Annotated in this window: 17 protein-coding genes; 13 read left to right on the forward strand and 4 right to left on the reverse strand. The window is 33.4% G+C overall.

Annotated features, from left to right (window positions below; genetic code table 11):
* Positions 1-531: 531 nt before the first annotated feature.
* From CLV33_RS17460 to CLV33_RS01865, 6 genes are all read left to right on the forward strand, one after another.
* Positions 532-948, forward strand: coding sequence for a helix-turn-helix transcriptional regulator (locus tag CLV33_RS17460; RefSeq protein WP_170063952.1), 417 nt, complete (start codon positions 532-534; stop codon positions 946-948).
* 265 nt (positions 949-1,213) lie between these two features.
* Positions 1,214-2,050, forward strand: a complete 837-nt coding sequence (locus CLV33_RS01845) for an RteC domain-containing protein (RefSeq protein ID WP_105472461.1) — start codon at positions 1,214-1,216, stop codon at positions 2,048-2,050.
* 267 nt (positions 2,051-2,317) lie between these two features.
* Positions 2,318-2,599: a helix-turn-helix domain-containing protein gene (locus CLV33_RS01850; protein ID WP_105472462.1), complete on the forward strand. Its 282-nt coding sequence runs from the start codon at positions 2,318-2,320 to the stop codon at positions 2,597-2,599.
* Between the two features lie 6 nt (positions 2,600-2,605).
* Entirely contained in the window at positions 2,606-3,253 is a 648-nt protein-coding gene (locus CLV33_RS01855; protein ID WP_105472463.1) for a hypothetical protein, read from the forward strand.
* The gene (locus CLV33_RS01860) at positions 3,237-3,893 is read left to right on the forward strand and encodes a P-loop NTPase family protein (protein WP_105472464.1); all 657 of its coding nucleotides are present in this window, start codon (positions 3,237-3,239) and stop codon (positions 3,891-3,893) included. Before CLV33_RS01855 ends, CLV33_RS01860 begins: the two co-directional genes overlap by 17 nt.
* A gap of 12 nt (positions 3,894-3,905) precedes the next feature.
* Positions 3,906-5,024: an exonuclease/endonuclease/phosphatase family protein gene (locus CLV33_RS01865; RefSeq protein WP_105472465.1), complete on the forward strand. Its 1,119-nt coding sequence runs from the start codon at positions 3,906-3,908 to the stop codon at positions 5,022-5,024.
* A 1-nt stretch (position 5,025) separates the two neighbouring features.
* Here CLV33_RS01865 and CLV33_RS01870 read toward each other — a convergent pair whose 3' ends face one another.
* From CLV33_RS01870 to CLV33_RS01880, 3 genes are read right to left on the reverse strand one after another with little or no spacing between them, the layout of a single operon-like run.
* Positions 5,026-5,835, reverse strand: a complete 810-nt coding sequence (locus CLV33_RS01870) for an ImmA/IrrE family metallo-endopeptidase (protein ID WP_105472466.1) — start codon at positions 5,833-5,835, stop codon at positions 5,026-5,028.
* Positions 5,822-6,223, reverse strand: coding sequence for a hypothetical protein (locus CLV33_RS01875; protein WP_105472467.1), 402 nt, complete (start codon positions 6,221-6,223; stop codon positions 5,822-5,824). The genes CLV33_RS01870 and CLV33_RS01875 overlap by 14 nt, the downstream gene beginning before the upstream one ends.
* Positions 6,220-6,735 (reverse strand): hypothetical protein, encoded by a 516-nt coding sequence (locus tag CLV33_RS01880; protein WP_146109700.1) that lies wholly within the window; start codon positions 6,733-6,735, stop codon positions 6,220-6,222. Before CLV33_RS01880 ends, CLV33_RS01875 begins: the two co-directional genes overlap by 4 nt.
* Positions 6,736-7,018: 283 nt before the next feature.
* On the opposite strand from CLV33_RS01880, the gene CLV33_RS17465 reads away from it, so the two are divergent.
* The 4 genes from CLV33_RS17465 (at position 7,019) to CLV33_RS01895 (ending at position 10,022) form a co-directional block, all read left to right on the forward strand.
* The gene (locus CLV33_RS17465) at positions 7,019-7,174 is read left to right on the forward strand and encodes a hypothetical protein (RefSeq protein ID WP_170063953.1); all 156 of its coding nucleotides are present in this window, start codon (positions 7,019-7,021) and stop codon (positions 7,172-7,174) included.
* A 115-nt stretch (positions 7,175-7,289) separates the two neighbouring features.
* Positions 7,290-8,528: a nucleotidyltransferase domain-containing protein gene (locus CLV33_RS01885; protein WP_105472469.1), complete on the forward strand. Its 1,239-nt coding sequence runs from the start codon at positions 7,290-7,292 to the stop codon at positions 8,526-8,528.
* Entirely contained in the window at positions 8,525-9,007 is a 483-nt protein-coding gene (locus CLV33_RS01890) for a hypothetical protein (protein WP_105472470.1), read from the forward strand. The genes CLV33_RS01885 and CLV33_RS01890 overlap by 4 nt, the downstream gene beginning before the upstream one ends.
* Complete coding sequence (locus tag CLV33_RS01895; RefSeq protein WP_105472471.1) at positions 8,997-10,022, forward strand: CBASS cGAMP-activated phospholipase; 1,026 nt, start codon at positions 8,997-8,999, stop codon at positions 10,020-10,022. The genes CLV33_RS01890 and CLV33_RS01895 overlap by 11 nt, the downstream gene beginning before the upstream one ends.
* A 75-nt stretch (positions 10,023-10,097) precedes the next feature.
* Here CLV33_RS01895 and CLV33_RS01900 read toward each other — a convergent pair whose 3' ends face one another.
* Positions 10,098-10,748 carry an N-acetylmuramoyl-L-alanine amidase family protein gene (locus CLV33_RS01900; RefSeq protein ID WP_105472733.1) on the reverse strand — a complete coding sequence of 217 codons (651 nt, stop codon included), beginning with the start codon at positions 10,746-10,748 and terminating at the stop codon, positions 10,098-10,100.
* 199 nt (positions 10,749-10,947) lie between these two features.
* Here CLV33_RS01900 and CLV33_RS01905 point away from each other — a divergent pair, with 199 nt between their 5' ends.
* From CLV33_RS01905 to CLV33_RS01915, 3 genes are read left to right on the forward strand one after another with little or no spacing between them, the layout of a single operon-like run.
* Complete coding sequence (locus tag CLV33_RS01905; protein ID WP_105472472.1) at positions 10,948-11,235, forward strand: hypothetical protein; 288 nt, start codon at positions 10,948-10,950, stop codon at positions 11,233-11,235.
* A gap of 34 nt (positions 11,236-11,269) precedes the next feature.
* Complete coding sequence (locus CLV33_RS01910) at positions 11,270-11,554, forward strand: hypothetical protein (RefSeq protein ID WP_105472473.1); 285 nt, start codon at positions 11,270-11,272, stop codon at positions 11,552-11,554.
* Positions 11,541-13,952 (forward strand): TraG family conjugative transposon ATPase, encoded by a 2,412-nt coding sequence (locus CLV33_RS01915; protein ID WP_105472474.1) that lies wholly within the window; start codon positions 11,541-11,543, stop codon positions 13,950-13,952. Before CLV33_RS01910 ends, CLV33_RS01915 begins: the two co-directional genes overlap by 14 nt.

The following is a 13,952-nucleotide window of genomic DNA, read 5'->3' on the forward strand; positions in this document are numbered from 1 at the left end:
AATGTACTTTTTTGTTAATCAATCACTTATATGCTATCCCAAGAACAAGAATATCATTTTACCCCAGTTTATGAATATTCATCTTCAATGCATTGGATAGTGTTGTTCATGTGTATTGTAATAGGGTTTACAATTATATTTCAATCTTTTAAAATAGTTTTCAATAAAAACAAATCTAATAACACATCATTTAGGTATCTAATACTTGCTATCCTTTTTCTATTATATAATCTGTTAAATGGGTTACTGCCTGATACATCTTTACCTGGGCCGCTCTTTATTCAATACATAATAACCTACAGCATCTCGATAATAATGTGTATTTATTTAGTATGGTACCTTTACAAGGAATTCAACATAATTACCCCAAATAGATTTTTTAAAATAAAAAATCTTATCTGGTTGCTTTCATTCACTTTTGTCTTTCTTTTTATTTTACCGTTTTACTTTACCAATTCATTAAATTCTGCAAGAAGTCTATTTTTGGTATTTCCAACGTTTCTATCTGTAACATTTTTAGTTTACTTCTTTATGACTATAAAAAAAGAGGTTAAAAGACAGCGTTATTTTAAAATCCAAACCTATTTGGGTCTCACCTCTATACTATCCATTATTCTATTGCCATTGCTTACGTATTTTGGAGATTTTCAACCCATTACCCAACCTCTAGTTACTATGGCATTCTTTTTAGTAACTACAATGGAAATAAACAGCTATTTATACAGATTAAAAAACACCTACATATTAAAGCGAAACATTGGAAAGGAGTATAATTTTACCAACAGGGAAAACGAGATTGCTATTCAAATATTAAAAAGAAAAAGCTATAAAGAAATTTCTAATAATATGTTTATTGCTTATGGCACAGTGAGGAAACATGCTTCTAATCTATTTGTAAAATCTAATGTTTCTAGTAAAGAAGAGTTTATAGATAAATTTAATGAATAGCTCTGAAATGAAGCTAAACGTTGCTTATCTAATTATGTGAATAAAAGTACACAGGCAATATACACAAAATTTACACAGGTTTTATTTTAATGTCTCGTCATTATTCATCATATTAAAGTATTAAAAAAATAGCAAGTCCACAGAGAAGGCATTTAAAAATATTAAGAATTGAAGGCATCCTATTTCTCTCACAACTTTCAACTGTATAATCCCTTTTAATTTTAGATTCTTAACGGTAATTTCTATTTTCTAATTACTAAGCAAAATGGATTTTGAAGCCCAAAACAATAAACTTCTTAAGCAATTAGAGGAAATAAAATATAGTTCAACAGGAATTATAGAGCGCTCAAACAAATCTATTATCATTTGCAGAAATCTTCTTAATACTTATAGAAAAACAATAGCCACAATTGAATTTGATTCAATTCAACATGAGATATATTTTTTTAAAACCATCAAACAAGTTCCTTTTTCACAGCTAATATATTATTCTGAAATACGTTCGTTCGAAATTCAATTTCCTAAAGCAGATAGAACTGAGCAAAGTAAATTTTTAAAAAAGAAATTAGGGAAACTAAATCGTTTCTTCCTTTACAATATGGATTTTGTTCAATATATTGAATCAAAACACACTCATTTAGACGAACATTACTTTACCAGAAATTACCTTGACCAAACCCCAATAACATCATCAAAATTTTATTTTCAAGACCCAGATTTCTGCACGCCCTACGATCTACTCTTTGGTAAACTAAAAGCTTATCATCGATTTATAAATTATTTGCAAGACAAACTCTCGCATATTGAAAAGGCAAATAATAACAACAGTACAACACCACCATATCAACCTGAACTTGAATGGACTTCGTCTAAAACAGCATTAACAGAACTAATCTACGCGCTGCATCATAATCGAGTTATAAATAATGGAAAATCAGACATCAAAGACATCGCTTCTGCACTAGAAAAAGTATTTCATTTTCAATTAGGTGATTACTACAAAACATTTGCTGAAATTAAAACTCGTAAAATTAGTCGCACTAAATTCCTAGACGATTTATCCGAAGGGCTATTATCATACATAAATAGTACTGAGGAATAATAAAAAAACACCGTACTCGGTTTACCTCCTGCTTTTGCTATTTTATGTATTAATCATTCTATTCTTTGGCTCAAAATCGGCATTAAGCTCATTAAAACACTACAAATTACACCATTCTAAATACTGTTAAATTTTCACCCGACTACGGGTAAACTACTGCTTAAATATCATCAAAGCTTATCAAATTTGTCTAACGAAAGTCAAATCAGGTTAAGGGCTGTCATTTAATTTAAAAAAAGATAGTCCTTTTCCATTAAAAAATTAGTTATGCCAACAAGTATTATCACCACAGACGATCTCAGGGATTTTAAAATAGAATTACTAAATGCTATTAAAAAAATACTCATAAAACACAATGGGTCTGGTCTTAAAAAATACCTCAAATCTTCAGAAGTTATGGACCTATTACATATAAGTCCTGGCACATTGCAAAGTTTTAGAGATAATGGCACCATTCCTTATACAAAAATGGGAAATATTATTTTTTACGAAGCTGATGAAATTCAAAAAGTGATGACCGCAAATAGAGTACATCACAAAATTGATTAAAGATGTATGAATTATATAAAACATTTAAGTGCCGCATTTCAAATGATAGTGAAGGACTCAAGATTAAACCCTACACATGTTAGCCTTTATATGGCATTATTTCAGCTTTGGAACATAACACGTTTTTCTGAAGTGTTTTATATAAACCGGCAGGAAGTTATGCAGTTTTCAAAAATTGGTTCCAAAACAACATTTCATCGCTGTATGCAAGATTTACACAATTGGAAATACATCAAATATATCCCCTCTCATAATATTTATAAAAGTAGCAAAGTGAGCATGCCCATTTTTGGGACAACAACTGGCCAAGTAATGGCGAACAATAAAACAAGTACTGGCCAAGTACTGGTATCTAATAAAAACATTAATAAACAAATAGTAAACATTAATAAAACAAAGCTACCAAAAAATGAAATTGAAGTCATTAATTTTTTTAAAAATAACAACTGGCCTGCAAGGGAAGCTCAAAAATTTTACAACCATTATCAATCCATTGGCTGGAAAATTGGTGGTAAAATAAAAATTGAAGATTGGCATGCAACAGCAAGTAATTGGATGATAAAAGCTGATGAATTTGAAACAATTGATGAATTATCCCAAAATAAGGACAACCTAAAAACAAGTAAACGTAAAAATTATGGTCAACCCTTGTAAAATAGTAGAAGAACACAAAGAATATTCTCTTGGCAAATTTAATGGCAATGAAGTGGTTTACGACTTCGAAAAGATATTAATATACCTAGATGCTAAGGGTAAATTACTTTTTGGGAAAAAATTTAAAATCTATGAAGAAGACCGTCCAATCATTTTAAAACTCTGCCACTACTTTATAAAAGACAAAGAAAATTGCGAAAAACATGAGATTGACCCTAATAAAGGAATTTTGCTCTCCGGACCAGTAGGCTGTGGTAAAACTAGCCTTATGATACTGCTAAAATTTATTGTTCCGTTGCAAAAACCATATATACTAATACCATGCAGAAACATAGTGTTTGGTTTTAATCACATTGGCTACAAAACCATCGAAGATTATGGTTGCAGGCAATTTTTTTGCTTTGATGATTTGGGTGTTGAGCCCATTGGAAGGCACTACGGAAAAGACTGTAACGTAATGGGTGAAATACTGCTTTCACGTCATGAACTTTTTACAAACCATAACATAAAAACACACGCAACTACAAACCTAAATGCCGAAGAATTAGAAAATTTATACGGCAATAGAGTTCGCAGCCGTATGCGAGAATTATTCAACCTCGTAGCATTTGATGAAGACACTAGCGACAAACGAAAATAAAATTTAGAAATCATGAAAATAGCAACCTTTAACGTTCAAAACCTGTTTCACAAAGACAAAAGCCTTTTCGAAAAGCCATTTGGTAAGAACTTCACCGATTGGGTAGACGAACTCGATACTTTAATGCTTAAAACTCATAAATCACTGCACCAACAAAATCGCATAAGGGAATTATCATTTTTAATTGGTTTTGAAAAATCAAGCCCAAGACCCTATGCGGTTTTACGCCGAAAAGCAGGGTATTTATACATGAAAGGTTTAAGCCATTCTATTGAAAACAAAGCGAGCAACCTTACAAATTGGAATGGTTGGATCGAACTGCAAACCTTACCAATTCATCCTAAAGCTACAGATCACAAAGCCCAGGTTATCGCAGCAATTAATCCCGATATTTTGTTGCTCCAAGAAATTGAGGATAGAGCGTCTTTTGAGGAATTCAATCAACTCATTCTACCAAAATATGACTTCAAACCTTATGAACAGTCTTTTGTGATTCAAGGCAATGACATGAATGGCCTAGAAATGGGAATAGCCTTGCGACAAGGCTACAATCTCAAAGCTGTTAGGACTCATAATATTAACGACATAATCAATGATGATGGCAAAAACCTTATCGAATATGAAATCAAAACACCTTCAAAAGAGACCATTTGGTTGCTAAATACTTATCTACAAAAACCTACGAAGGATATTAATCAATCTCATCTTATAAGAAAAAAACAAATTACTAAAATCGCCGAAATTTATAAGAAACTCATAGCTGAAGGCAAAACCAATGTCCTCATTGCAGGCACATTTAATGCGCCATCTTATTGTGATTCTTTATCGCCAATAATTCAAAATACTGACCTAAAAGACATAACAAAACATCTCTCTTTTGAAGTGGATATTGATAAGGGAAACGATGCGGCATACTTCAGAATGGGGGCTTATAGAATGGGCGTCAACATTAAGCAGAAAGATTATATGTTCTTCTCTCCTGCCCTTTTTCATAAAATGAAGGATAGCGGCTTAAATCGCAAAGCGATGTGGCCTGAAAAACGACCTGATTGGTCTATTTATAAAACCGTTTCTAACAAGAATTTGGCTGCTAGTGAGCATCCTTTGGTTTGGGGGAAAATAGAATTATAGTTTATTCTTCCCACACAACGCTTAATACAGAATTATATACACTAGAAACAATACAGTATTCATAGAATTTAAAATCATTGTCGTCTTCCCAATCTTTTAAATCGAACCAAGTAGATTTCCAAATTTGTTGCTTTGATTGGTTTTTGGGATATATCTTATCTTTATCAAAGAATTCCATAGCAACAGAATCTTCCGGAGGTTCAAGTTTTGTTCTATCGATAATAAAATGAGGATATCCCTCTGGCCATTTCCAATAACTCACCTTTTTGTTATGAGAGTGAAAAAGACAAATTGGATGGTCCCCCAATTCAAAATATTTGAAAGCAATTGCCGTAATACTTACCCCAAAAAATTCAGCCAAATCACGAAGTAGTTGAGGCGAAAACTTCTTCCCTTTTTGCTTCTCAAAGAATAGATGACTTGGCATTAATAATTCTGAAGCAAATTGATTGGCTTCACATTCTACTCGACCACTTTTTGCCTGTTTTTCCTTATTGTTAAACCAAGAAGTAGTTGCTTCAGTATCGTTATGAATGTCAATACCTTTGTGAAGTACAAAATGTCCTATTTCGTGGGCTAAAGTAAATTTTTTGCGTTGCTCAAACTCTATATTTTGGTTGATTTCGATTACCGTATGCTTTTTACCAAAAATTATTCGTCCATCAGAATTCAGTAAAGGCTTCTCGATGACAGTTGCTCCAAGACCGCTTGCAAATAATTCCAAAGAAAAATCCAAAAGGCTTTCAAAACCATTTTGGTCCAATAAATCTCTTGCAGCAGCAGAACCTTTATTATATCTATAATTCTTCATTATCTAATTCGTCCATCAGGTCAACCAAGTTTTTACCTTTAATGATTTCTTTTATTTCGTCTGGGGTTAATTTATCCAAATTTCTAAACTGTACAGACATTTGTTTTGTTTCCACTAAATTTATTAAGGTAGCAATAGGTTTTTCTAAATTCTGGTTGATAGCATCTTGAAATTTTCCTACAATCCTATCAAGCAATGCCTGATGGCTTTCTTGAGTTACTATAGCGGTTTGGGTAAACTTCAATCGCTTCAAAAAATTGGATATTTCCGCACTTTCCTTAGCGACATCCACACCCTCCTCCTCTAGGGATTTTTTTATCAATTCTATATCGGAATTCAGATAAAATTCTGTAATTCCCTTATCTATTTTATTTTTTAAATTGCTCATCTTATTTGACTGTTTAGTTTTCTTTTTCTTCTTTCAAGCCTTTTAACGGCGTTGTAAACTTCGGCGGTATCTATTTCCAAGAAATCTGAGATTTCGCTCGGCTTATAGATGTTTTCGCTCCAACATTCAAATATTAGCATCTCTAAGTCCGATGCCCCTGAATCTTTAAGTAACGTAACATAGTTTTCTTTTAGTTTTTTGTTGTCAATTTCATCAAACGATAAGTCGTTGTGACCAACCTCCTCTGAATAAACAGGTAAATCGAGAATATAGGATTCGTCCGAGCCGTCCACTTCTTCGGTTGGTTTTCGTCTTTTTACTTTTTCATAATATGCACTAATCTCACTTTTCAGGACACCGAAAAGGAAATTCTCGAAATCACAATTGTCCTTATCCCATTTCCTGATATCGGTAAGTGCTTTTTGAAAAACGTTAAAAACAAAATCCAACTTTTGTTGCCCTTCGTGATTGTCATTATAATCACCAAGCCTTTTCTTGGCGAAGGCCCTCATTCTTAAAACGAGGTGACTTAATTGGTCATTGGTGAAGCTACTAAATACCTCGGCGATCTCTTTGCTCGATTTATCCATATAGATAGATGTTCTAGTAATAATATGCTTGCCAATTAAAATAATTTGCCATCAAGTGGCAAAAAAGATAAGAAGGCAAGCATATAAAGATTGAAGGCACAATATAAAAAATTGATGCGACAAAAGCCTTTAATTAAAAGGCATAAAAAATGAGCGGAACTCCACAGCTCTGAATGGAGATTGTTTAACCATAAAATTCATTTTTATGAATAGTATTAATTTCTCTAAAGGAGAGCTAAGTGTATGTCATAAAGACAATTGTGTCAATGTACGTGGAGATGTGGCCAAAGCCATAGTTTTCAGTATTGCAACTCTTGTTGTTATAAGTGGCATAGCTGCATTGTTGGAGCAGTCCAATTAGCAGATGATTGTGGCGGTTCTGCAATTCAGGATTGCCACAATCAAAATAATAAACGATCAATCTGACATAAAATATGATTGGCTTAAAAGTTGAAACAAAATAAAAAAATATAACTATGACTGAAGAATACAAAAATGAAGTAGTTGAAATTTTGGAAAATCTGGGAAAGCAACTTGATATTTCAGAAAGTCAATATAATGAAGCTGTAAAAAGTTACGAAGCCGTCGGAAAGTGGTTATCAAAAGAGGGGTCACCCCTTTATCCTTATAAACCAAGAATACTTCCTCAAGGTTCGTTTATGTTGGGCACAATAATCAAGCCTATCAACGATGAGGATGATATTGACATTGACCTAGTTTGCAAACTGAATGGGAAACCTATTAATTGGACACAAAAACATTTAAAAGATGCAGTCGGAGATAGACTTAAAGACCACTCTACTTATGAAGAAATGATTAAGGATAAGGATGGTGGAAGAAGATGCTGGACACTTGAATATTCGGACGATGCAAACTATCATATGGATATTTTACCGTCCATATCAGATAAGAACTTTACGGTTCTACTTAGTGAATCCTTTAACAATAGCCAACACATAGAGACCAATAAGCTAGCAATTCGCTTAACCGATAAGGAAGAGTATAACTACTCTACCGAAACGAACACGGAATGGTGGATGAAAAGCAATCCTTTTGGTTATGCCAAATGGTTTTATCAAAGAGCAATATACAGTTCAACCAAAATATTCGCTCTAAGCGAATCTGTTGACCCAGTAAAACCATACCAAAAAGACAAGCTGCCATTGCAACGTGCAATTCAGTTGTTGAAACGGCACAGGGACATTATGTTTTCCTCGGATGAGTTCGATAGTGAAAACAGACCTATTTCCATAATAATAACCACCTTGGCAGCCAGAGCTTACGATAGAAGTGAAAATATCCTCGATACCTATGTCAATATTGTAAGTAAAATGCGTGGCTTTATTGAAACAAAACTAAACCCAAAGACAGGTCTATATGAAAGATGGGTAAGCAATCCTGTTAATGATGAAGAAAATTTTGCGGACAAGTGGAGTGAAGTTCCCCAGAAAGAGGAATACTTTTATAAATGGTTGGATAAATTGGAAGAAGACCTTGAAACAATCAAATATAGCCAAGGAGTTGGCTTGCAAAGATTGAATGAATCATTTTCTGCACAATATGGCGACAAGGTTGTTAACAAAGCCTTTTCGGCTTATGGCGAAAAAAATAGAATTCTAAGGGAATCAGGATTAAGAAAAATGGCAAGTAGAACAGGGATTTTAGGAACTGTCGGCACTTCAGTACCAAACCATAATTTTGAAGGTAATGTATGAGCAGTAAATTTTTTAAGGCTAACAGCAAGAGAAAACTAAAAGGAATTCCATCGACTGAACAACTGAAAAGAATCAGAACGGAATTTCCAGAAATCAAGGTCTTAAAAAGTGGATGGGATAATTTTGAAATAGTTGTTCAAATACGTCCAACTGCCATAAGTGAGTTGTACGACGTGAAAATTATTTACACAGAAAACAAGTGGGTCAAAATCTTTGTTATCAGTAAAACCTTAGAACTAGCAAAGAACAGAACAAAATTACCTCACGTATATGATAGCCAAAAACAGCAGTTGTGCCTTTACTCACCCTCTAAAAAAGAGTGGAACGCACACAATTACATTATTGACACAATAATACCTTGGGTAAGCGAATGGCTGTATTACTACGAATTATGGCTACCGGAGGGCAAATGGTTAGGTGGTGGCCACAATGAGTACCCAAATGAAGATAACACAGAGACATTGGTAAATGAAGAATAAAAAGTTTAAAATATTGTCGATTGATGGTGGTGGCATTAAAGGTGTTTTCCCCGCATTGTTCTTAACACTTTTAGAAGACGAATTGAAAAATCGCTCTGATGGTAAGAACCAAATTTATCAGCACTTCGATTTAATCACTGGGACATCAACTGGAGGTATTATTGCCATTGCTTTAGCTTTAGGCATACCTGCAAAAGAAATATATCAACTTTATTTAGATAATGCTGGAAAAATTTTTGGCAGCAAAAAGTCTTTCTTTATTGGGCAAATCCGTAATTCGGCACACGAAAGAGAATTTTTGGAAAATCTTGTTCGTAAAAAATTCAAAGATGCAAACAATGGAGTTGAACCAAGGCTTAACGATTGCAAAACAGATGTTTGCATTCCAATCTATGACTTGATAAAAGGCAACCCAAGTGTGTTAAAGACCAAATATCATCCCGCATTTGAGCGAGATTATCATATTCCAGCTTATCAGGCTGCAATGGCCACTTCTGCCGCACCAACCTACTTTAACCCTTATACATCTGAATATATTGACCTTAATGGAACAAAGAAAAATTTCGTCAATAAGGTTGATGGTGGTGTAATGGCAAATAATCCCACTCTAGTAGCCCTTTTAGAAGCCTTAAAAGCTTTTAAAGTCGAAATGTCCCAACTCGAAATTCTTTCTCTTGGTACTGGATATAAAAAATTTACCGATGGTAATTCCCGTAAAAAATGGGGTTTGCATTATTGGATGGTAAAGAATAGTAGAAAGAGACTTATTGACTTGTTTATGCAAAGTCAATCACAATTGGTTGCAAATTATATAAGCCTACTTTATCAAGGAATCGATAAAAGTGAAAAAGGCAATCCAAACTTTGTCTATGACCGTATTGATGTTTTGTTGAATGAAGACAATAATATTGAAATGGATGAATGTGACAGAATCAAAATTAAGAACTTCGCAGAATTGGCATCTATTGAATTTCAGCATAACCGAACACTTATTCTTGAAAATCATTTTTATTAAACCATAAAAAAACTGCACCAAAGAACCCCTTAAGCAATTCCTTCAAACTCTTCATTATTGTAATCCCTAACTCCTTCATAATCCCAAAAATTTAATAATCGATTGAAGTATAACCAAAGCAATAGCATTTTGAGAATATTGTTGAGATAGAGATATAGCCTCATCAGTTTGAGATAAAAACCCAAGTTCTAAAAGAATTGCTGCATTGCTATTATTATCTCGTAACACCTGAAAATTATCATATTTTGCACCTCTACTTTTAATTTTGAGTAAATCCGTCAATCCTTTTTGTATCACAACCCCTAAATAAACGGAAGCTTCATCATGTACTTCGTTTTTAGGATAAACATATACCTCTGTTCCTACCGCCGACTTATTTGTTGCTTGATTGCAATGTAAGGAGATAAACACATCTGCTTTTAGTTTTTTAGATAGCTGTATTCTATCGCTTAAAGATATTAACGTATCTGTATATCTAGTAAGATAGACTTTCAAAGACTTTTTATAAAGCTTGTGATTTAGTTCAACCATTTTAGAGGCTATATCCATTACAATGTCTTTTTCTTTTATACCATGTATGGAAATTGCTCCAGCATCTTTTCCACCATGCCCAGGATCTATTACTACAATAGGCTCCCTTACTTGACCCTTAGGATTTTGCGCATAAGCATGGCTTAAAAAAGACAGCCAAAATAGTAAAAGTGCAATTTGATTTAATGTATTCATAATTATCGTTTTAGATTTCACAATATTCAAGAAAACAATCGCTTCTTTAACAATATTCAAAAGTTTAACATCAAGTAGCGTTAAAATTTAGATATTTTCTTCTTTCATCTTCATTTCATAATAGATTTCACAAAAATTATAGCAGACGGAAAAATATGGCGTACTGCACGGATACTAAATAATTTAAAATCTATTCCTTATGAAAAAATTAATTTTTGCTTTTCTCGTACTATTACTAACATCTGTTTCAAGCTTTGCACAAATTGGTGGTATTGAAGATTCTGTTAATGATGTTTCCAATACCATTAGAACCATTTTCCCAATTATTCTGGGCGTTATTTTCCTTATCGGATTCTTATTTAACGCTGGTCATTTCTTTGGCGAGAATGCAGACCTTAAAAAAGGGATTACTCGTGTGCTTGTGTTTGTTCTTATTGCTGGCGCAGTAGTAGGCATCTTCACTTACCTAATATCCATCGTAGTGTAATGTCCCGCATTAAGGGTTTTATTAAAACAACTTTATGAAGAAATACGAAGTCTATAAAAATATAAGGAAACAGGCAGTCATTTTCGGTTTGCCCATTTCCTTATTTGCCTTAATGATGGTTTCAATTTTGGCATCGTTGCTAATCATCATTTTCTCATTCAGTTTCGGATTAATCATTGGCATATTTATTTTCAATGCAACCTTATATGTTGCTTTGACGCGCATAACCAACAACCCACAGCTTTTTCAGATGGCTAAAGCCTTTCCAAGAATTATAAGCAACAAAAGAAATTCCGGCTTTGATTATGAACAAGATTAACATTTCGGCATATCAACCTATTGTAGATATTCAAGAGAATATGGTATTTGCCAACAATGGTAATGTGATTTTATGTTACAAAGGAAACCTACCGGAAATCTATTCCTTATCCGAAAAGGATTTTGAGGATATACATGGTACTTGGTTTCAAGCTTTGAAATCGCTACCTATTGGAACGGTTGTCCATAAACAGGACATCTATCTAAAAAAATCATATTCTTCAGAACAACTTCCGAATAACACCTTTTTGGAAAAAGCCACACACAAACATTTTAAAGGTCGTGGACACATCGAACATATATGTTATTTGTTTTTCATATTAACCAAAAACAAAGCACTCAACAACCATAAATACGTCAATCCCTTCAGAAAAATTTCAAAAGGGATTTTACAGGAACTGGACGATACCATTAAAAGCTTTGCTAACTCGGTAAGCGATTCGGTTTCCTTTATAAATAATAGTCGAAAAATGACATTTCTTCCATTAAAATCAGAAGAAATTCAGCAATTAACGAATAGTTATTTCAACGGTTTCAACGAAGGATTTGACACCGATATTCTACTGGAAAAGAAAAGTGTTAATATAGGCGAAAATCATTTTGATGCGCTTGCCATCAATAGCGAACTTTGCTTTGGCGAAAGTGTACAAAGCAGTAAAACCAATGAAAAATTTACTTCAGACGATTTTGTATTTCATCAAGGATTTATCGATGGAATAGGGCTTACACTTAATGAAAACCATATTGTCAACCAGATTCTTTATTTTGATGACAAACAGAAATGGCGCAAACTACTCGATAAGAAAATAGAGGAACTCAACAAAAGTTCCAATTTTGGTTCACAGAATAAAGTCGTACTTGGTAAAATTCAGCACATTTTGGACCAAATCAATGCAGATGATAATTCACGAATCATACGTGGTCATCTCAATATTGTGTATTGGTCTAAAGATGCGAAAGAACTAGATAAAATAACTTCTAAAATTAAAACAGAATTTAAGGAAATTGATATTATTCCATACTATCCAGGAGGCGAAGAACGCAAAAATTATATACTAAATAGTTACTGCTGCTTTTCTTCCAATTTCTCGAACACTGATTTATACGTAACTGATTTAAAGCATGCGCTTTGCTTGTTTATAAATAACACTAACTACAAATCGGATAAAACAGGCATCATCTTTAATGACAGAGAACATAACATTCCAGTTTTAAAAGATGTTTGGGATGAAAAAAAGAAGCGTATCAAAGCTCGAAATTTTGCCATTTTCGCACCTACTGGCGAAGGCAAATCATTTTTGGCGAATAACATTCTGCGCCAATATTTTGAAAGTGGTGTTCGTTTAGTTATAATAGATTTGGGTGGTTCTTACACCAAATTCGCAAAACTCTATCCTGAAAAATATACCGTACTACGATATGAAAGCGGAAAGAATCTAGGCATCAATCCCTTTTACATCAGCAATAAAAATGACCTGACACCAGAACGCTTAGAAGATCTATCGGTCTTCTTGTTTGAATTGTTTGCTTCAGACTTAAAAGTGACCAAAGCGCAATCGGTTTCCATTAAAAAAATACTTCGTAAGTATTATAGCAATACTTCTGAAAATCATTCACTCGAAGGCTTTTACAATTATATAGAAAGGCACCAGGAAAATCTTCTGAGCGCCTTAAAAATCCATCCCGACTACTTTAATGTTACGAGCTTCTTACACGTGATGTCTGAGTATGTTGGCGATGGTCTATATAGTTTTCTATTTGAAGTCAGCGAAGACCAAACCTATAAAATTGAAGATAAACGACTGATTGTTTTTGAACTGGACGAAGTAAAGGACAACAAGGAAATCCTGTCTGTAATGTTAAAGTTGATTAAATCTGCCATCCAAAGAACCATTTGGAAGAATCGAGCAGAAAAAGGCATCATCTTATTTGATGAGTTTGCCAAACAGCTAAAGTTTGAAAATGTACTTGAAAGTGTAGAATTCTACTATCAAGCTATTAGAAAACAAAACGGGGCGATTGGTATCATTCTACAATCTATTAATCAATTACCAAACAATTCAACATCCGCAAGTATTCTTGAAAACACACAAGTGGTTTACAGCCTGAATAATGAAAAAGGTTATGACGAACTGGTTAAAAGACTTAATCTTTCTAGCCACGACTTGAACCAATTAAAATCCATAAAAAACAATCTTACTGGACCAAAAAAATATACCGAAATGTTTATCAAGATTGGAAAAGAGAGTAACATTTTCCGGTTAGAAGTACCAAAAGCGGTTTACGCAGCTTACCTCACCGATGGTGCAGAAAATGAAGCGATTATGACACTTTACGAAAAACACCAAAATATGGAAAAAGCAATTAACGAATACATCAAAACTGAATATTCATCTTAA

It is taken from the genome of Jejuia pallidilutea (genome assembly GCF_002973595.1).
Classification (GTDB): Bacteria; Bacteroidota; Bacteroidia; order Flavobacteriales; family Flavobacteriaceae; genus Jejuia; species Jejuia pallidilutea.